Here is a 17,381-nt window from a genome sequence, read left to right as displayed (position 1 = left end):
AGACCATCCTAATAGATGCAATAAGTTGCAGCTCTATTACAGCAATCTGACCACATCATGACATCAAATGTCGCCTTTCTGGGTAACATTTTCAAGATTGCGCGCCCTTATATCCTTTTTCCAAAGAATGAGAAGCGCAATCAGTCCCGGCCCAGCCATGACAGTGGATACCAGAAAAAACTGTGTCCAGCTCAAGGCATCCGCCGCAATACCCGTGAAGCCACCGAAGAACCCGCGTGCAAGACCAGACAGCATGGACAGCAAGGCATATTGGGTTGCGGTGAAGGACAGATTACAGAGACTGCCAAAATAGGCGATCATCACCGTGCCGCCTGCACCTGTCGCAAAATTCTCCAGGCCAACCGTGATGGCAAGCGCCGTGGTATCTGCCCCGATCACGCTGAGCGCAACAAAACCCAGGTTCGTGACCATCATGAAAATAACGCTGATCAGCAGCGCCTTGAAGGTATCGAACCACCACCAGACAAAAATCCCCGCGCCGCCACCTGCCGCGGCTGCTATTGCGCCCACCGTTTTGTTGGCAATCGCCATCTCTGTGAGTGTGAAACCAAGATCAACCAGGAAGGGGCCCGTCATCACCGATGCCATCACGTCACCAAACTTGACCAGCACAATAAACAGCAAAATCCACTGCCAGTGTGGTCGCAGAATGAACTCCTTGAAGGGCAGAATCACGGCTTCATAGACCTGCAGCTGATACGGCGACAGGTGGCTGTGGCGCGCGCGCTCTTCCCTCAGAAAATCATCCTCAAACACCTTGGGTTCGCCAAGCCACAGGATCGCCAGAAGGCCAGGCAAGACCAAGATAGGCAACAGTGACAAAGCGAAGGACCAACCTAACTGATCAGCCACCAAAAACACACCCGCACCCGCGATCAGGTTGGCAAAACGATACCCCCACTGATACATGCCTGCGCTGTGGGCAAGGTCTTTCTCTTCCGTCACTTCAATACGGTATGCATCAACCAGGATATCAAGGCTTGCCGAAAGAAAACCGATGGTCACTGACAGGGTTCCGATGGCCACCAAATGGCTTTCGGGCGTCAGTTGTGACATAGACCAGATCGCCAACGCCATGGCCGCGCAAACGATCAAAATCCAGCTCCGTCTCCTACCGAACCGGCTGGACAATGTTCCCAGCTTCAACCGGTCCAGAAGCGGCGCCCATAGCACCTTCAGCGCATAAGGCAGGGTAGCCCACGTGAAGATACCGATTGTTGATTTGTCGATTTCATACTCGCGCAGCCAAGTGGTCATGATCCCGAGGATGATGGTCAACGGAAAGCCGGACGTCATGCCCAGAAGGAAAGCCCCCAACAGCGGCTTTTTGAAGAATGTCAGGAACAATCGACCAATTCGCTGGCCAATTGGCAGAGCCTGCTCTTCGGCGGTCTCCGTCATGCCTTGATCTTTTCGGGGTCAACGACAATCCACAGGCCTTCGGCCTTGGCGACGAGCGTGCCGTCAGCCGCGTAAATCGCGGTGCCGCAGCGGCGCTTGCGGCCTGCACCACCGAGGTCCCAGCCGATCACGGTGGCCTCACCCTCAGCCTTGAGGGGTGCCAGGATTTCAGCGGTCAGACGGCCCAGGAGCGCGGCCTCGCCCGGTGCACAGGCGAAATAGCCAGGGCAATCCAGCGCCGACCAGATAAATTCAGGGGCCACATTGCCAGCCTCGTCTGCATAGCCCACGTCAAGCGCCCATTGGCTGGCAACCATGCCGTCATGGCCATCCACGAGTTTCGAATGAATGCACAGGCCGTCCGGGTGCGTGCGGTCGTGCCCGCACACAAAGCAAGTGCCGAAAGGCCTGAATTTCGCTGGCCTGCCGGGTGCGTCCACCGGGTCTCCCCCCAGCACCAGCGGTGAGGGGAGCGCAGGCACTTCAAGATCCAGCGTTGCAGGCTTGGCAATGCCCACCAGCGTATCACCATGCTGCATGGTCACGCCGCCATCGGTCTGCATAATTTCAAGCGGGGTATCAAGGGGTGGCGGCAGCTTCAGGCTGGCCTCAACGGCGCCCTTGAGGTGGCGCGCCATCACGCCGCATGAGTAGCCGCCATTGCCGCTGTTTGGTGGGCCCTTAAAGCGGGCATCGATCGCAAGTCTTTCGATCATGTATGCTATCCTCCCCATGGTTCATTCTTTAGTAGGCGGCAATGGACGCGCGCGCAAGCGCATCATTGGTTGGCACCCGTTGCTTTTCCCTTCCCTTTGGGGCCGGAACAAGGCTATGAAGCGGCATGAACATGCAGAGCGAAAATACAGGCCTCAAGGCCCGCAAAGCCGCCATCCGGATTCTGATGGCCGTAACGCTGAAGAACCGCCCGTTTGACGCGGCGCTGGATGAGATCACCAAGGGTGCGGACCTGGACGTGCGCGACCGCGCCTTCGTCATGAACCTGGTGATGTTGACGCTCCGCCGTTTCGGCAGCCTCAAGGCGCTGATGGGCCACCTCTTGGAGCGCGGCCTGCCACGAAATGCCACCTGGACCGAAGCCGCTATCCTGACCGGCCTCGCCCAAATCCTTTTGATGCGCACCGCCGACCATGCCGCGGTCAATGAGACCGTGACACTGATCAAAGAGCTGCCAGGCAAGGAAAAGGGCTTCGCCGGGCTGGTGAATGCGGTGCTGAGGCGCGCGGCGCGGGAACAGGGCGCACTGCTGGAGCGCCTGAACAGCCGCCCGCAGGACGATCTGCCCACCTGGCTGGCCGACAGCTGGAGCGCCACATACGGCGAGGAAGAAATGCAGCATATCGCCCGCGCACTGCAAACCAGCCCCTCCTTGGATATCAGCCTCAAGCCGAGTGAAGACGCAGGCCTTTGGGCCGACCGGCTGGACGCCAGGATCATGCCAAACGGCACGCTCAGGCGCGGGCTCACGGACGTGACCAAGCTTGCGGGCTATGAGGACGGCACCTGGTGGGTGCAGGACATCGCTGCCAGTCTGCCGGTCGCACTTCTGGGCGACATCAAGGGCAAGCATGTGCTGGACCTGTGCGCCGCACCAGGCGGCAAGACCATGCAGCTGGCAGCCGCCGGCGCAACCGTGACCGCCGTTGACCGCAACAAGAACCGCCTGAAGCGCCTGAGTGCCAACCTTGAGCGTACTGGCCTTGAAGCCACGGTCGTTACGGCAGACGCCGCCACTTTCACACCAGACACGCCCGTTGACGCCATCCTTCTGGACGCTCCCTGTTCCGCCACAGGCACGCTCCGCCGCAACCCGGACGTTACCTGGACCAAAGCACCTGAAGATGTGGCGAAGCTCGCTAACCTGCAGGCGCGCATCCTTGATCATGCTTTCGCGCTACTGCCCGCTGGCGGCACGATGGTTTACTGTGTATGCTCCCTTGAAGCCGCCGAAGGGGTCGGTCAGGTCGAGGCCTTTCTCGCGCGCGAATCCGGTGCCGAACGGGTGCCCGTGGAAGCGGATGAGATTGGTGGCATGAGCGAACTTGTAACCGACAAAGGCGACCTTCTGTGCCTGCCCTCAAAACGGGCAAATGAAGGCGGGATGGATGGATTTTTCGCCGCCCGATTGAAAAAGACGCAATAAGCCCTGCCCACCCCGCAAACCACGCTATCTGGCGCTTGCGGGACAAGGGGCAACCTGATATGGAGGCCCCATGCAAAAGCCAGTCAGAATAGCCCCCTCGATCCTGTCTGCAGATTTCAGCAAACTGGGTGAGGAAGTCAGAGCCGTCGACGCCGCAGGCGCCGACATGATCCATATTGATGTGATGGATGGTCATTTCGTGCCCAATATCACGATCGGCCCCGATGTGGTGAAGGCGCTGCGCCCCCACACCGAAAAGCCGTTCGACGTGCACCTGATGATCGACCCTGTCGACCCCTATCTCGAGGCCTTCGCGGCAGCGGGCGCCGATATCATCACCGCCCACGCCGAAGCGGGCAAGCATATCCACCGGACGCTGCAGGCAATCCGCGGCCTTGGCGTGAAGGCAGGCATCTCGCTTAACCCGGCAACGCCCGAGACGGTCATTGACTATCTCTATGAAGACTTGGACCTGATCCTGGTGATGTCCGTGAACCCGGGCTTTGGCGGCCAGAGCTTTATCGAAAGCCAGCTGAAAAAGATCGAGAATATCCGCAAGCGCATCGATGCGCTGGGCCTTGATATCGACCTGGAAGTGGACGGCGGCGTGAACACGGCAACAGTTCGTCGGGTCGTGGAGGCAGGCGCAGACCTGCTGGTGGCCGGCAGCGCCACCTTCAAGGGCGGGCCTGACATGTACGCCCCAAATATTGCAGCACTGAAGAACCTTTAGAACAAGGGAGCAGGCGGCGATGAACGCGGCCTTTGATCAAATTGCCGAATATGCAGCGACAGCGCCCACCTCGCGTTCTACGCTCAGGCGCGATCAAAGCAGCCATCTTGCCGCCCGCACACTCAGGAAACTGGGCCGCACCATCCGCGAATGGGGCTATGCCTCCCCACTTTATGCGCACCGGCTGAAGGGCCGTCACCCGATGCAGCTGCTGGGCAGCCCCGATGACCCGGCGCCCGGCAACGCAACGCTTGGGTCCGCCATATTCGGCGGCGACATGCTGTTTGAAGGCGAGCAGCACGCGCTGGGCGAAGACTTCTGGATCAGGCTGGAAAACGCGTCTCCTGAATTTCAGACCTACGCCCACAGCTTCCACTGGCTGCAGGATCTGGCGCAGGTCAATGACCAGACCAAGGCACGCGACGCCGCAGAGACCATCCTCAGCTGGTGGCTGCCTTTCGGTGAAGACTGGTTCAAGGATGTGTGGGCCGCCGAAACCGTGGCACGCCGCATCATCAACTGGTTCACCCACGCGCCGCTGATCCTGTCGTCATCCGACATGGTTTACCGGTCCAAGGTGCTGACATCTGTCGCTAAACAGAGCCGCCACCTCAGCCGGGTGTTGGGTGACACGGACGAAGGCCTGCCGCGCGTCTATACCGCTGCGGCGTTGACGCTTGCGGGCCTGCTGCTGCCGTCATCCGACACGCTGCTGGCCAAAGGCGCGCGCGCGCTCGAACGCACGCTTTCCACTTTCATTCTGGCCGATGGCGGCCCGGTCAGCCGCAACACATCCGACGCCATCCGTACCATGCAGCTGCTGGTGCTTGTGCGTGACGCCTACACCACCCGCGGCGAAGACCTGCCCGGTTGGGTGCAGATCACGCTCGACAAAATCGGGCCGTTCGTGCGCGCCATGCGTCACGGCGACGGCAACTTTGCCCAGTTCGGCGGAACGTCCGCTGAAGGCGGGCATGGCTCCAACGCGGTTCTTGCCGCCAGTGAGGCCAAAGGCAAGCCAATCGAGAATGCCGCCCACAGCGGGTTTCAGCGCGTGGAAGCGGGCCGGTCCGTCCTGATCATGGACGCAGGTGCCCCGCCACCGACGGCCTATAGCCGCAAAGCGCACGCCGGCACGGCAGCGTTTGAATTCTCGACGGGCCTCGAGCGCCTGATCGTGAATGTGGGGCACGCCTCGAAGCGTGGGCCCATCCCGGCGCTTGCAGAACTGGCGCGCACCACCGCCGCCCATTCAACGCTGATTATTGCGGACCGCAATTCAAGCCGTCTCCTGGAAGGGGGCCGCATGGGCCCGGGCGTTTCGGAGACGCTGACCATCCGGGAAAAGACGGACGAAAGCACCCGCATCCGCCACACACACAACGGATACCTGAAGCGTTTCGGCGTGAAGCACGAGCGCACGCTGGACCTGTCAGCCGACGGCACGCGCCTGAAGGGCAGCGACAAATTGTTTGGCCCCAAGATCAAGAAGCTTGAGGGCAAGGAGATGCTGCTCCGGTTCCACCTGCACCCGAATGTAAGCGCACTGAAGGCCTCAGACGGCCGCATCACGCTTGAGACGCGGGCAGGCAAGACCTGGATTTTCGACGTTGATGGCGGGGAAGCCGAGATTGAGGAAAGCCTTTATCTCAGCCGCCCTGATCATCCGGTGCCATCGCGCCAGATTGTGGTGCGCCTGGCGCGGGAGGGGAATGAGCAACCCGCATTAAGCTGGGTTTTGAGTGAAATGAGCTTCTGACCAGTCTGCTGTTGGGTTGCGGGCGCGGAAGCTTGAATATGAGGCTACTATACTATGACCAAAGTCACTATCAAACGCGCCCTTCTGTCGGTTTCCGACAAGGCCGGGCTGGTTGATCTCGCACAGGCGCTTGCGGATCAGGGCGTTGAAATCCTGTCCACTGGCGGTTCCGCCAAAGTCATCCGCGATGCCGGCATTCCGGTGAAGGAAGTGGCAGACCACACAGGCTTCCCCGAGATGATGGACGGGCGCGTGAAAACGCTGCACCCCAAAATCCATGGTGGCTTCCTGGCGCTGCGCGACAATGCGGAGCACGTGAAGGCAATGGGAGAGCACGGCATCGGCGGCATCGACCTGGTGGCGGTAAACCTTTACCCGTTCGAAGCAACAGTAGCATCTGGCGCTGACTTCGATACTTGCATCGAGAATATCGATATCGGCGGCCCCGCCATGGTGCGGTCGGCAGCCAAGAACCACGCCTTCGTCACCATCGTGACAGACCCGGCCGATTATCCGGAGATCATCGAGCAGATCAAATCTGAGGGCGGCACCACGCACGAAATGCGCAAGAAACTGGCAGCCAAGGCCTATGCCCGCACCGCCGCCTACGACACCGCGATCAGCCAGTGGTACGCCGAACAGAACGGCGTGACCTTCGCTGACCGCAGCACCTTTGCAGGCACCAAGGTTCAGGAATGCCGCTACGGCGAAAACCCGCACCAGGTAGCGGCCTTCTACAAGAATGGCGAAGACCGTCCGGGCATCGCCACCGCAGTGCAGCACCAGGGCAAGGAACTTTCCTACAACAACCTCAACGACACCGATGCGGCGTTTGAGCTGGTGAGCGAGTTCGACCCATCCGTGCCAACGGTTGCTATCATCAAGCACGCCAACCCGTGCGGTGTGGCCAAGGGCGCAACGCTCAAGGAAGCGTACGAGAAGGCCCTGAAGTGTGACCCGGTTTCCGCCTTCGGCGGCATCGTGGCCCTGAACGGCACCGTGGACGCAGAGACGGCAGAAGGGATTATCAAGGTCTTCACCGAAGTGATCATCGCGCCCAATGTCACAGATGAGGCCAAAGCCATCATCGGCGCCAAGAAAAACCTGCGCCTGTTGACCACCGGCGGCCTTGCGGACCCAACCCAGGCAGCCAAGATGGTAAAAACCGTGGCTGGCGGCTTCCTCGTGCAGAATCGCGATACAGGCCGCGTCACGCTTGACGACCTGAAGGTTGTCACCAAACGCGCGCCATCAGAAGACGAACTCAAGGACATGCTGTTCGCCTTCCAGGTTGGCAAGCATGTGAAATCGAACGCCATCGTTTACGTGCGCGACGGCATGACCGTGGGCATTGGCGCCGGCCAGATGAACCGCCGCGACAGCAGCCGGATCGCCGCGATCCGCGCGGGCGAGGCCGCCGAGATGGCGGGTGACGCAGAAAGCCTCGCGAAAGGCAGCGTTGTGGCCTCTGACGCCTTCTTCCCGTTCGCTGACGGCCTTTTGGCCGCGGCAGAAGCAGGCGCGACGGCTGTGATCCAGCCGGGCGGCAGCATGCGCGACGATGAAGTGATCAAAGCAGCCGATGAAGCCGGCCTTGCCATGGTCTTCACAGGCATGCGCCACTTCCGCCACTAGAAGCGGTCGTTAAGCAATGACACCAAAGGCCGGGGCGTATGCTCCGGCCTTTTTCATGAAAGCGATCAACCGCAACCGCTGGTGACCACACGGGCGGCAGGCGTGTTGCCGTTGCCTGGTCCAACAGGGCAGGTCATCCTGCCACCGTTCGGTGCAGGGCCCTGATTGGTGCAGCTGGCGGCATTGCCACCTGCGGGCACCGTCGCGGTACATTGGGTCACGACCTGATTGCCGCATTTCATGATGATACGGAAGCTGTCGTTCGGGTTGCCTGCAATAGTCAGGCTGACAGTGCCTGTGGTAAATTCATTGCATTCTTTCGAAGGCAATGTTGGGTCTTCCGTTTGTTCCTTGGTCTGGCTGTCATTACCACATCCTGATGTGGCAAAAATCAGCGCTGCTGCCGCGAGTGTCGAAACAGTCTGGCGCATGGTCCCCTCCTAGCATCTAGCATTGAAGATGGGGCAATGTACACCCTATGGGAGCACATAACCTCCTATAGTTTTTTAGGCTGCCCAGACACACAAAAGGCTGGTGCATATGCACCAGCCTTTCCATGGTCACCTCTCGGAAGAACTATCTGATGGCTAGGCCAGGATGACCATCACCGTCAGGTAGGCCATTTCAAGGATCAGCAGGCCTGCGATCCCGGCCAGAACCATCGTGACAACATTGGTGCTGCCACTGTGCTCGGCCTTGTCAGCGAGGACCTTCAACGAGCCAAGCCCTGGATACATTTTGCCAAGCACAAACAGCGCAACCACAAGGGTTATGCCCAGCCCCAAATAGCTGACCTGTTCGGCAAAGAGACCGGAAATGAAGTTGCTGGCCAGCGCCGCGGCTACCAGCGCGAACAGCATGGTACCCGCAAGTTTCACTTGCTTGATGGTGAAGACGGCCAAGCCAGCCATCACCAGTGCATGCACCAGCTGCATCAGCCCGAGCACTTGCCCCTCGTCGACAGTGAAATAGAAAAGCCACGCCCAGAACAGGGACAGGCACGCGATGATAAAGCCGCAAATGGCCATGGTCATCACATCTTTTTTCTCGAAGTCATCGGCGTTGCTGCGCAGCACGCGGCTGACGGCGTCATCCGCTTGGGCGGCTTGCGCCCCTGTATCCTGTGGCATGGTTCCCTCCCCTTGATAGCCAATCATGTGGCATGAACACTAAATTAGCTTGCGCAAGTCGGCAACGAGTTTTGCACGGGCGATACACGGGCGATATCCCACAGGCGCTAAATATGCTATCCCTGTCTTTTAGGATGGGAGGTTTCATGTCTACCAGCGCCAATTTTGTGGGCAGTGTCCCCACCTTCTATGACGAGGGGCTTGGGCCCGTCCTGTTTCACCATTATGCCAACGACATCAGCGCCCGCGCGGCGGCCCATGGGCCGGGGAGCGTGCTGGAACTGGCGGCTGGCACCGGCATTGTGACACAGGCGTTGCGCCGTGCCCTCCCGGCTGGCGCAACGATAACCGCGACGGACCTCAATCCGCCCATGCTCGGCGTGGCGCAGAACAAGCTCAAGGGCGAGGCTGGCGTCAACTTCCAGCCGGCGAACGCGCAGGACCTGCCATTTGATGACGGTATGTTCGACATGCTTGTCTGCCAGTTCGGCATCATGTTCTTCCCAGACAAACTGCAGTCGCTCATGGAAGCGCGCCGGGTGTTGAAGCCCGGCGGACGCTATATCTTCAATGTCTGGGACAGCTGGGCCAACAATCCGTTTGCGGAGCTGACCCACAACACCGTCGCCCAGTTCTTCGAGACCGACCCGCCCACATTCTATCAGGTACCCTTCGGCTATCATGACGTGGCGGCGATTGAGGCAACCGTGCGCGACGCCGGATTCAGCGATGTCACACACACCCGCCTGTGCCACCAGTCGCCGATCAAGGATATTGGCCAGTTCGCCAAAGCGCTGGTGTTCGGTAACCCGATCCGGGAGGAAATTCTGGACCGCGGCGGTGACCCGGACGCTGTTGTCAATGCGATTGAACGCGCGCTTCAAACCGCCTTCGGGCAAAGTGGCAGCACACCGCTCGAAGCCATCGTCTTTACCGCTGTCAGGTAAGGCAGGAGCGCAGTTTTTCTACCTGGGCTTCCAGCGCTTCCTCTGTATAAGCCCTGGCGGGCACCGCGCCCCATACGGGGCCGGGCCAGGCGGGGTCGCTCTCGAACCGCGCAATCACATGGATATGCAGCTGCGGCACCATGTTGCCAAGCGCCGCCACATTCATCTTGTCCGCCCCCACAAGCGCCTCAAGCTTTGCTGCGACAAAGGTGATTTCCTGCATCAGGACCTGCTGGTCCTCGCCCTCGAGCTGATGCAATTCGCGAATATCGCCAAGCTCAGGCACCAGCACAAGCCAGGGGTAGGTGGCGTCTGTCATCAGCAGCACCCGGCAGAGTGTCAGCTTGGTCACAAACACTGTGTCCTTTGCCAGTTGCGGGTGCAGGGTGAAGTCTGTCATACTTGATCCTCAAACTCGGGTTATGGGGGACATGGCCATGTACCGTTTTCATCATATTCGCAAAGCCACGGAAGATGATATTTTTTTCATCCGTTCGCTGGAGATGGACCCGGCCAACACCTTCGTCCATTCCTGGGACGAGGCCACGCATCATGCGAACCTCAAAGACCCTGCCTATCATTATTTCATCGCTGTGGATATCGAAGGCCACCAACTGGGCTATGCGATCCTGATGGATAACGCGCCTGGGCGCGTGGAATGGCGCCGCATCATTGTCGCCCGCCGCGGTGACGGTATCGGCAAGGCCTTCATGCAGGCAGTGCTTGATTATTTCTTCGCCAATCACAAGGCCGAAGTTGTGTGGCTGGATGTCTACGAGAGGAACGACCGCGCCCGGCATGTGTACGGCAAGCTGGGCTTTACGGAAGTGGGCGAGGACCTCAAGACCGTTCCCGGCGAACGGCTGGTGATCATGGAGTGCCCAAGGCCGCACTAAGAAGCGAACCCGATTCGCCGGAACATAAAGCGAACATTAACCATATTTTAACGATTGAAAACAAGGCCTTAAGCACTGCATATTGGTGCATGGACCAAGAACAGCTACCATATAGAGTAGGTGGTTGCCCTAAAATGCTTTTTTTGTGGAATGAAAGGAGGAGTTGCCAACCCACAAATTGCTACAGCAAAAGAAAGGGGTGATTTACATGGCCTGTAAGAAAGTTACTCGGACAGTGCGTTCCGGCAAGAAGCCTGGTCCTAAAACAATTACAGTTAAGCCTCATAAGCGTTCGAAACCTTCGAAATGCTAATTAAGCTACTAAATCAACGGGGCAACTACCTCCCTCGGAAATATAAACACCATTAGCTAGTTTGCAGCAACTGTTCTATTCCGCCGTTCCTCTAATCAACGTCTCGAAGAAACTCACCTGCCGGGCGAGGGCTTCGATGGAGATATGCTCTGCCGTGCCGTGGATTTGCTTGAGCGTATCCTTGCCCACCACCAGCGGCATGAAACGGTACACACCGTCCGCCACACCACCATAGTGCCGCGCGTCGGTGCCCTGTACCGTCAACGTGGGGGCGATGGGGATATCGCCGAACTCTGCCTTCACCGCATCGGCAATCGCCTTATAGCCCGCACCTTCAGGATCAGACATGCTGGTGGCTTCGCGCCCTTCACTCATCTTTGTAACCGTCACCCGGTCATCGCCGATAAGCTCGGTCGCGCGGGCCACGACGCCCTCAACCGTATCGCGCGGGTGAATGCGGTAATTCACCACGGCTTCCGCATATTGGGGCAGAATGTTCGTCTTGGTGCCCGACTGCATCATGGTGAAAGCCGTGGTAGTGTGCATGAAGGCCGCCACCGTCGGGCTTTTGGCCAGCTCCCCCGCCATGACACCGCGGGTGGCCCAGAGGTTGGCGATCATGAAGCGATTGAGGAAGGGCTGCTCGGGCGCCACGGCCTTGAGGAAAGATTCCAGATGCTCGTCCAGCACCAGCGGATACTGGTTTTCCGTCACCGCAACACCGGCTGCCGCCGCGAGCGAGGCCGCCGTATAATCCTTGGGCGCGCTTGAATGACCGCCATCGTCAGTGGCGGAGAATTTGAGCGTCACGGACCCCTTCTCGCCAAGGCTGATCAGCGCCACAGGGCTTTTCACCCCGGGGATGATGCCGTCCGGGATGGCAGAGCCTTCATCCATCAGCCACGCGAGCTGCACACCGCGATCCTTGAGCATCCCGGCCATCACGGCGGCGCCTTTGTCGCCGCCCAGCTCCTCGTCATGGCCGAACAGGAAATAGATATCGCGGTCAGGCGTGAAGCCCGCGCGCGCCAGCTTTTCCAAAGCTTCCATGACGGCAATCAGCATGCCCTTGTCATCCAGCGTGCCGCGGCCCCACAGGATGCCGTCGTCGTCGATCACGCCTGCAAACGGCGGCTGCGGCCAATCGGCAAGCCCGACCTCCGGCACCGGCACCACATCCATGTGGGCCGCGAGCGCAATGGGCTTTTTGGCCGTGCCAGAGGCCGCTGGCCAGCGGTACATCAGGGAATAGTCTGAGACGACTTCGCGCTCGAGCACTGCATGCGCGTTCGGGTAGGTTGTCACCAGATAATCATGAAAGCCCTTGAAGGCTTTATGGTCCGGCGCGCGGTCAAGGCTGTGGGAAATAGTCTGATAGCGCACGGCACCAGCCAGGTTTTCCGCCATGCGCCGGGCGTCTGCGGCGTCATAGCTTGCAGGCTTCAGGCTCTTGGCCTCGCCCGCTGGCAGCATCGCCACCGTGTTGGCCACCATGAAAACAATAAGCCCCACAAGGCCCACAACCAGATATCCCAAAACGCGCATAGTTTTCCCCCGCAATTTCGCCCACACTCACCAACTCGGAACTGGCTGTTGATATGTCACAAGCGCTCAGGTTCGCTATCATCCCGACCTCAGACCCTTGCTTTCCAAAAACTCTATAAAGAGACCTAGAATTTCCCGTCCTGCTTTATCAGAGCTGCTCTCGCATTCACCGTAGTATAAACGAACAACTTTGCCGCCAACCTTTACCACCAAGTTCACCTCTGTGTAATGAGACAGGCAAAAGTCGGTTTCTCTTTCCTCGTCCACACCCTCATATTTTTCGAACAACGCAACAACCTGTGCCCACAATTTCTTGCTTCGTGCGATCCTTTTTCCTCCGCTGAGTACCGTTCCATCAGATTTCAGAACAAAACCACCGCTCGCAGATCCGAAGTGTTCAAATTGGGAAAATGAAAAATGCAAACCATCAGGCGAAGTCTGTGAATTCAAGACGATGGGGCCGGTTGTCTCCCCGGTTTCAGGTTGGCCTGCACACCCAGCAAGCAATAGCAGATATACAAGAACCAGCCACTTCACAGCGTCTTCTCCTTATACAGGCAGATGTCCGTCAGTTTGCACTTGGCGCACTCGGGCTTGCGCGCCTTGCAGATATAGCGGCCCAAGAGGATCAGCCAGTGGTGGGCATGCAGCTTGAAGGGATCGGGGATCACCTTCATCAGCGCGTCTTCGACCTTGTCCACATTCTTGCCGGGCGCGAGGCCGGTGCGGTTCGACACCCGGAAAATATGCGTGTCCACGGCGCAGGTGGGCTGGCCGAAGGCGATGTTCAGCACCACGTTGGCGGTCTTGCGCCCGACACCCGCGAGCGCCACCAGCTCTTCCCGGGTCTGGGGTACCTTGCCGCCGTGCTTATCAATGAGGTCGCGGCACAGCTTGATGACATTCTCAGCCTTCGAATTATAAAGCCCGATGGTCTTGATATGCTCCTTCAGGCCGTCAACGCCGAGCGCGAGCATTTTCTCCGGCGTGTCCGCCACCGGCCACAGGCTGCGCGTGGCCTTGTTGACGCCCACGTCGGTCGCCTGGGCGGACAAGACCACCGCCACCAGAAGCGTGAAGTCGTTCACATACTCAAGCTCACCCTCAGGGTTCGGGTTGTCTTCGGCGAGGCGCGCGAAAAAGTCGAAAATCTGCTGGCGGTTCAGCTTGCTGTATTTCCCGGCCATCAGATGTCCTTCGCTAAGGCGTCAACAACGCGCACAAGGCGCTTCAGGTCGACGTCGCGCGACAGGCGGTGGTCGCCGCCCGGCACCAGGATCACTTCCGTGTCTTCGCCGGTAATATTGTCCGCGATCTTTAAGGCCGTCTGCCACGGCACATCCGGGTCAGCCGTGCCCTGAATGAGCCGCACAGGGATATCCAGATGGATCGGGCCGTTGTTGATGCGGTTCTGCCAGCCGTCGTCGAACAGCTCCTTGGTAAACACATACGGGTCAGGCCCATAGTCGGAATAAACCTCAAGCCTGCCTTCCTCTATGATGGTCTGCTGGTCCTCGGCGCTCATGGCGTCCCAGTGCCAGACGGTAAAATCGGGCGCGGCGGCGATGCCCACAAGACCCTTCACCCGCCCCGGCCGCGCCTTGGCCGCCAGCAGGGAAACCCAGCCGCCCATGGAGCTGCCGACCAGAATCTGCGGCCCTTCGGTGAGCCAGTCGATAACCGCCAGCGCATCCTTGAGCCACAGGCCAATGGTACCGTCAGCGAACGCACCCGACGACTGGCCGTGGCCGAAATAGTCGAAGCGCACGAAGGCGCGTCCCACCCGGCGGCAGTAGGCCTCAAGCTCCAGCGCCTTGCCGCCTTCCATGTCGCTCATGAAGCCGCCCAGGAACACCACGCCGGGGCCATAACCGGCGCTTTTATGGTAGGCGATTTTGGTGCCATGATCTGTTTTCAGGAAAGCCGGCTGCGTCATTGGATTTTCCCCCACTGGATACGCTGTGACGTTTGGGTGACCCTAGCAGGCCTCTTTTTCGCGCTCAAGCACACAAAAGCCTAGCCTTTGCTTGACTTCCACGCGGACCGTAGTTAACTCGCACTTCTCTGATTTTTACTTTTAAGGAATCCAACCGATGAACGAGAATGTGAGTGTCCAAAACCCGGTCAACCTGCGCCTGCCAGACGGCAGCGTGCGCACGTTTGATGGCCCGGTGACCGGCACCACACTCGCGGCTGACATCGGCCCGGGTCTCCTGAAGGCTGCGCTTGCCATCAAAGTGAATGGCGAGATGTGGGACCTGACCCGCGAAATCGAGGAAGACGCTGACGTTTCCATCGTGACCAAGCGCGACACGGAAGACGCGCTTGACCTCCTGCGCCACGACTGCGCCCACGTGATGGCCGAAGCCGTGCAGGAACTGTTCCCGGGTACGCAGGTTACTATCGGCCCGAACATCCAGGACGGCTTCTTCTATGATTTCGCGCGCGACAAGCCCTTCACCGAGGACGACCTCGCGGTGATCGAGAAGCGCATGCATGAAATCGTGGCGCGCAATGAAGACATCACCCGTGAAGTGTGGGACCGGGATGACGCCATCGCTTACTTCAAGAAGATCGGCGAGCATTATAAGGCCGAGATCATTTCCGACCTGCCGGAAGGTGAGCCGATCACCGTTTACCGCCAGGGCGAGTGGCTTGACCTTTGTCGTGGCCCGCACCTGCCGTCCACCGGCAAGCTGGGCGACGCCTTCAAGCTGATGAAGGTGGCGGGCGCCTACTGGCGCGGCGACAGCAAGAACGCCATGCTGACGCGCATCTACGGTACCTGCTGGACTGACAAGAAAGAGCTGAAAGCCTACCTGCACCGGCTTGAAGAAGCCGAGAAACGCGACCACCGCAAGCTGGGGCGCGAGATGGACCTGTTCCACCTGCAGGAAGAAGCGCAAGGCAGCGTTTTCTGGCACCCGCAGGGCTATACCATCTGGCTGCAGATGGAGAAATATATCCGCAGCCGCCTGCAGGGTGCTGGCTACCAGGAAATCAAGACGCCGCAGCTGCTGGACAGCAAGTTCTGGGAACAGTCGGGCCACTGGTCCAAGTTCCGCGAGAATATGTTCGTTGTGCCGGACGAGATCCCATCGACAGAAGAAGACGCACCAATCGTGTCTTCCGACGCCAAGCTGATGGCGCTGAAGCCGATGAACTGCCCGGCCCACGTACAGGTGTTCAAGCAGGGCATCAAAAGCTACCGCGACCTGCCGGTTCGCTTTGCCGAATTTGGCTGCTGCCACCGGAACGAAGCGCACGGTGCGCTGCACGGCCTGATGCGCGTGCGCCAGATGACACAGGACGACGCGCACATTTTCTGCCGTGAAGACCAGATCACATCCGAAAGCGTGGCTTTCTGTGACCTGCTGGCATCCGTGTACCGCGATCTTGGCTTCCCTGAATTCAAGGTTCTGTTGGCCACGCGCCCCGAAACACGCGCCGGCGAGGACGAAACCTGGGACAAGGCTGAAGCCGCGCTGGAAAATGCGCTCAAGGAAACCGGGCTTGAGTATGATTTCGCACCGGGTGAAGGTGCCTTCTACGGCCCCAAACTTGAGTTCCACCTCAGTGACGCCATTGGCCGGACCTGGCAGTGCGGCACGCTGCAGCTTGATTTCGTGCTGCCGGAGCGCCTGGACGCAAGCTTCGTTGGCGAGGACGGCAACAAGCACCGCCCTGTGATGCTGCATCGCGCGATCCTGGGCACGCTGGAACGCTTCATCGGCATCATGATCGAGCATTATGCTGGCCGCATGCCGCTGTGGCTGGCGCCAACGCAGGCCGTTGTGACGCCGATTACGTCTGACGCCGACGACTATGCGAAGGAAGTGTTTGCCTCACTTGAGGCCGCCGGTTTGCGCGCCAAGCTGGACCTCAGGAACGAGAAAATCAACTATAAGGTCCGCGAGCACAGCCACGCCAAAGTGCCTGCTATCCTTGTGGTTGGCGGGCGCGAAGCGGAACAAAAAACAGTCAGCGTGCGGCGCCTTGGCTCCAATGACCAGACGGTTTCACCACTGGTTGATGTGGTCGCAGCGCTCAAGGCTGAGGCAGAAATGCCGTCTGGCAAGGCCTGATTAGCAAACGCTAAGCGTTTCAAGGCTTTGCAGGACATAAAAGAACGGCTATAGTACATCGATAGGCGGGCCGCAGTTGTGGCTCGCTACACATTTAGAACGGTCAACAAAATATAGGAGAACTGACCATACGTAGAGGGCAATTTGCGACTCCACCCAAACAGGTTGGGCCGCGCGTGAACGATCAAATCCGGGTACCAGAGGTACGCCTGATCGGAGCAGAGGGTGAAAACCACGGTGTAGTAACGGCAGCGAGAGCGATGGAAATCGCGCGCGATAGCGGGCTGGACCTGGTTGAAATCTCGCCAAATGCGGAACCCCCTGTATGTAAGGTTCTCGACTACGGCAAGTTCAAGTACGAGCAGCAGAAGAAAGCCAACGCTGCACGGAAGAACCAGAAGACCCAGGAAGTCAAAGAAATCAAGATGCGTCCTGGCATCGACGTTCATGACTATGAAACCAAGATGAAGAAGATTCACCAGTTCATCGGCAAGGGTGACAAGGTGAAAGTAACCATCCGGTTCCGTGGCCGTGAGATGGCGCACCAGGAGTTGGGGATGCAAGTCCTCAACAAGGTAGCCGGTGAGATGGAAGAAGAAGCCAAGATCGAGGCGCGGCCGAAAATGGAAGGCCGTCAGATGATCATGGTGATCGCGCCAAAATAAGCGCTTTTCCACAAAAAGAATTCAGAAAACCGCCCTCATCCGGGGCGGTTTTTTGTTGGCTGCCGGAGGGCTGTTTGTGTCAAGGGCGGA

17 protein-coding genes are annotated in these 17,381 nt (G+C 59.1%); 8 read left to right on the top strand and 9 right to left on the bottom strand.

Annotated elements, in window-relative coordinates:
* Positions 1 to 63 precede the first annotated feature (63 nt).
* Positions 64 to 1,422: an AmpG family muropeptide MFS transporter gene (locus KORLAC_RS17630; RefSeq protein ID WP_068308972.1), complete on the bottom strand. Its 1,359-nt coding sequence runs from the start codon at positions 1,420 to 1,422 to the stop codon at positions 64 to 66.
* Positions 1,419 to 2,138, bottom strand: coding sequence for a hypothetical protein (locus KORLAC_RS17625; protein WP_068308970.1), 720 nt, complete (start codon positions 2,136 to 2,138; stop codon positions 1,419 to 1,421). Before KORLAC_RS17625 ends, KORLAC_RS17630 begins: the two co-directional genes overlap by 4 nt.
* A gap of 131 nt (positions 2,139 to 2,269) precedes the next feature.
* On the opposite strand from KORLAC_RS17625, the gene KORLAC_RS17620 reads away from it, so the two are divergent.
* The 4 genes from KORLAC_RS17620 (at position 2,270) to purH (ending at position 7,710) form a co-directional block, all read left to right on the top strand.
* Positions 2,270 to 3,583: an RsmB/NOP family class I SAM-dependent RNA methyltransferase gene (locus tag KORLAC_RS17620; protein ID WP_206595002.1), complete on the top strand. Its 1,314-nt coding sequence runs from the start codon at positions 2,270 to 2,272 to the stop codon at positions 3,581 to 3,583.
* A gap of 70 nt (positions 3,584 to 3,653) precedes the next feature.
* Entirely contained in the window at positions 3,654 to 4,316 is a 663-nt protein-coding gene (gene rpe, locus KORLAC_RS17615; protein ID WP_068308965.1) for a ribulose-phosphate 3-epimerase, read from the top strand.
* 19 nt (positions 4,317 to 4,335) lie between these two features.
* Positions 4,336 to 6,075: a heparinase II/III family protein gene (locus KORLAC_RS17610; protein WP_068308963.1), complete on the top strand. Its 1,740-nt coding sequence runs from the start codon at positions 4,336 to 4,338 to the stop codon at positions 6,073 to 6,075.
* A gap of 54 nt (positions 6,076 to 6,129) precedes the next feature.
* Positions 6,130 to 7,710: a bifunctional phosphoribosylaminoimidazolecarboxamide formyltransferase/IMP cyclohydrolase gene (gene purH, locus KORLAC_RS17605; protein ID WP_068308961.1), complete on the top strand. Its 1,581-nt coding sequence runs from the start codon at positions 6,130 to 6,132 to the stop codon at positions 7,708 to 7,710.
* A 65-nt stretch (positions 7,711 to 7,775) separates the two neighbouring features.
* Here the strand turns inward: purH and KORLAC_RS17600 are convergent, their stop codons facing one another.
* Both KORLAC_RS17600 and KORLAC_RS17595 read right to left on the bottom strand, forming a co-directional pair.
* The gene (locus KORLAC_RS17600) at positions 7,776 to 8,141 is read right to left on the bottom strand and encodes a hypothetical protein (protein ID WP_068308959.1); all 366 of its coding nucleotides are present in this window, start codon (positions 8,139 to 8,141) and stop codon (positions 7,776 to 7,778) included.
* A gap of 156 nt (positions 8,142 to 8,297) precedes the next feature.
* The gene (locus tag KORLAC_RS17595) at positions 8,298 to 8,840 is read right to left on the bottom strand and encodes a hypothetical protein (RefSeq protein ID WP_068308957.1); all 543 of its coding nucleotides are present in this window, start codon (positions 8,838 to 8,840) and stop codon (positions 8,298 to 8,300) included.
* Positions 8,841 to 8,986: 146 nt separating this feature from the next.
* Here KORLAC_RS17595 and KORLAC_RS17590 point away from each other — a divergent pair, with 146 nt between their 5' ends.
* Positions 8,987 to 9,787: a class I SAM-dependent methyltransferase gene (locus tag KORLAC_RS17590; protein ID WP_074519240.1), complete on the top strand. Its 801-nt coding sequence runs from the start codon at positions 8,987 to 8,989 to the stop codon at positions 9,785 to 9,787.
* On the opposite strand, the gene KORLAC_RS17585 is transcribed toward KORLAC_RS17590, so the two are convergent.
* A complete protein-coding gene (locus KORLAC_RS17585) occupies positions 9,780 to 10,187 on the bottom strand; it encodes an HIT domain-containing protein (protein ID WP_068308953.1) in 408 nt (135 codons plus the stop codon). The genes KORLAC_RS17590 and KORLAC_RS17585 overlap by 8 nt on opposite strands.
* A 37-nt stretch (positions 10,188 to 10,224) precedes the next feature.
* Here KORLAC_RS17585 and KORLAC_RS17580 point away from each other — a divergent pair, with 37 nt between their 5' ends.
* Positions 10,225 to 10,683, top strand: a complete 459-nt coding sequence (locus tag KORLAC_RS17580) for a GNAT family N-acetyltransferase (protein WP_068308951.1) — start codon at positions 10,225 to 10,227, stop codon at positions 10,681 to 10,683.
* Positions 10,684 to 11,071: 388 nt separating this feature from the next.
* On the opposite strand, the gene KORLAC_RS17575 is transcribed toward KORLAC_RS17580, so the two are convergent.
* The 4 genes from KORLAC_RS17575 to KORLAC_RS17560 all read right to left on the bottom strand — a co-directional run bounded on the left by KORLAC_RS17575 (position 11,072) and on the right by KORLAC_RS17560 (position 14,477).
* Positions 11,072 to 12,541 carry a M20/M25/M40 family metallo-hydrolase gene (locus KORLAC_RS17575; RefSeq protein ID WP_068308949.1) on the bottom strand — a complete coding sequence of 490 codons (1,470 nt, stop codon included), beginning with the start codon at positions 12,539 to 12,541 and terminating at the stop codon, positions 11,072 to 11,074.
* A gap of 78 nt (positions 12,542 to 12,619) precedes the next feature.
* A complete protein-coding gene (locus KORLAC_RS17570) occupies positions 12,620 to 13,078 on the bottom strand; it encodes a hypothetical protein (protein WP_068308947.1) in 459 nt (152 codons plus the stop codon).
* On the bottom strand, positions 13,075 to 13,707 hold the full coding sequence (nth, locus tag KORLAC_RS17565) for an endonuclease III (RefSeq protein ID WP_068309411.1): 633 nt from the start codon (positions 13,705 to 13,707) through the stop codon (positions 13,075 to 13,077). The genes KORLAC_RS17570 and nth overlap by 4 nt, the downstream gene beginning before the upstream one ends.
* Before the next feature lie 20 nt (positions 13,708 to 13,727).
* Complete coding sequence (locus KORLAC_RS17560) at positions 13,728 to 14,477, bottom strand: alpha/beta fold hydrolase (RefSeq protein ID WP_068308945.1); 750 nt, start codon at positions 14,475 to 14,477, stop codon at positions 13,728 to 13,730.
* 157 nt (positions 14,478 to 14,634) lie between these two features.
* On the opposite strand from KORLAC_RS17560, the gene thrS reads away from it, so the two are divergent.
* Together thrS and infC are read left to right on the top strand one after the other, a co-directional pair.
* On the top strand, positions 14,635 to 16,626 hold the full coding sequence (gene thrS, locus KORLAC_RS17555; protein WP_068308943.1) for a threonine--tRNA ligase: 1,992 nt from the start codon (positions 14,635 to 14,637) through the stop codon (positions 16,624 to 16,626).
* A gap of 128 nt (positions 16,627 to 16,754) precedes the next feature.
* Positions 16,755 to 17,291, top strand: a complete 537-nt coding sequence (gene infC / locus KORLAC_RS17550) for a translation initiation factor IF-3 (protein ID WP_068308941.1) — start codon at positions 16,755 to 16,757, stop codon at positions 17,289 to 17,291.
* The last annotated feature ends 90 nt before the right edge of the window (positions 17,292 to 17,381 follow it).

The sequence above is a fragment of the Kordiimonas lacus genome, assembly GCF_001550055.1.
In the GTDB taxonomy this organism is placed as follows: domain Bacteria; phylum Pseudomonadota; class Alphaproteobacteria; order Sphingomonadales; family Kordiimonadaceae; genus Kordiimonas; species Kordiimonas lacus.
This window is presented reverse-complemented; position numbering and strand designations above follow the sequence as displayed.

Bases quoted from the DNA above. Each gene is read 5' to 3' on its own strand.
- KORLAC_RS17560 (WP_068308945.1), bottom strand. From the start codon at position 14,477: ATGACGCAGCCGGCTTTCCTGAAAACAGATCATGGCACCAAAATCGCC.
- KORLAC_RS17580 (WP_068308951.1), top strand. From the start codon at position 10,225: ATGTACCGTTTTCATCATATTCGCAAAGCCACGGAAGATGATATTTTT.
- KORLAC_RS17575 (WP_068308949.1), bottom strand. From the start codon at position 12,541: ATGCGCGTTTTGGGATATCTGGTTGTGGGCCTTGTGGGGCTTATTGTT.
- purH (WP_068308961.1), top strand. From the start codon at position 6,130: ATGACCAAAGTCACTATCAAACGCGCCCTTCTGTCGGTTTCCGACAAG.
- KORLAC_RS17630 (WP_068308972.1), bottom strand. From the start codon at position 1,422: ATGACGGAGACCGCCGAAGAGCAGGCTCTGCCAATTGGCCAGCGAATT.
- KORLAC_RS17595 (WP_068308957.1), bottom strand. From the start codon at position 8,840: ATGCCACAGGATACAGGGGCGCAAGCCGCCCAAGCGGATGACGCCGTC.
- KORLAC_RS17625 (WP_068308970.1), bottom strand. From the start codon at position 2,138: ATGATCGAAAGACTTGCGATCGATGCCCGCTTTAAGGGCCCACCAAAC.
- KORLAC_RS17590 (WP_074519240.1), top strand. From the start codon at position 8,987: ATGTCTACCAGCGCCAATTTTGTGGGCAGTGTCCCCACCTTCTATGAC.
- rpe (WP_068308965.1), top strand. From the start codon at position 3,654: ATGCAAAAGCCAGTCAGAATAGCCCCCTCGATCCTGTCTGCAGATTTC.
- thrS (WP_068308943.1), top strand. From the start codon at position 14,635: ATGAACGAGAATGTGAGTGTCCAAAACCCGGTCAACCTGCGCCTGCCA.
- KORLAC_RS17600 (WP_068308959.1), bottom strand. From the start codon at position 8,141: ATGCGCCAGACTGTTTCGACACTCGCGGCAGCAGCGCTGATTTTTGCC.
- KORLAC_RS17585 (WP_068308953.1), bottom strand. From the start codon at position 10,187: ATGACAGACTTCACCCTGCACCCGCAACTGGCAAAGGACACAGTGTTT.
- KORLAC_RS17620 (WP_206595002.1), top strand. From the start codon at position 2,270: ATGCAGAGCGAAAATACAGGCCTCAAGGCCCGCAAAGCCGCCATCCGG.
- KORLAC_RS17610 (WP_068308963.1), top strand. From the start codon at position 4,336: ATGAACGCGGCCTTTGATCAAATTGCCGAATATGCAGCGACAGCGCCC.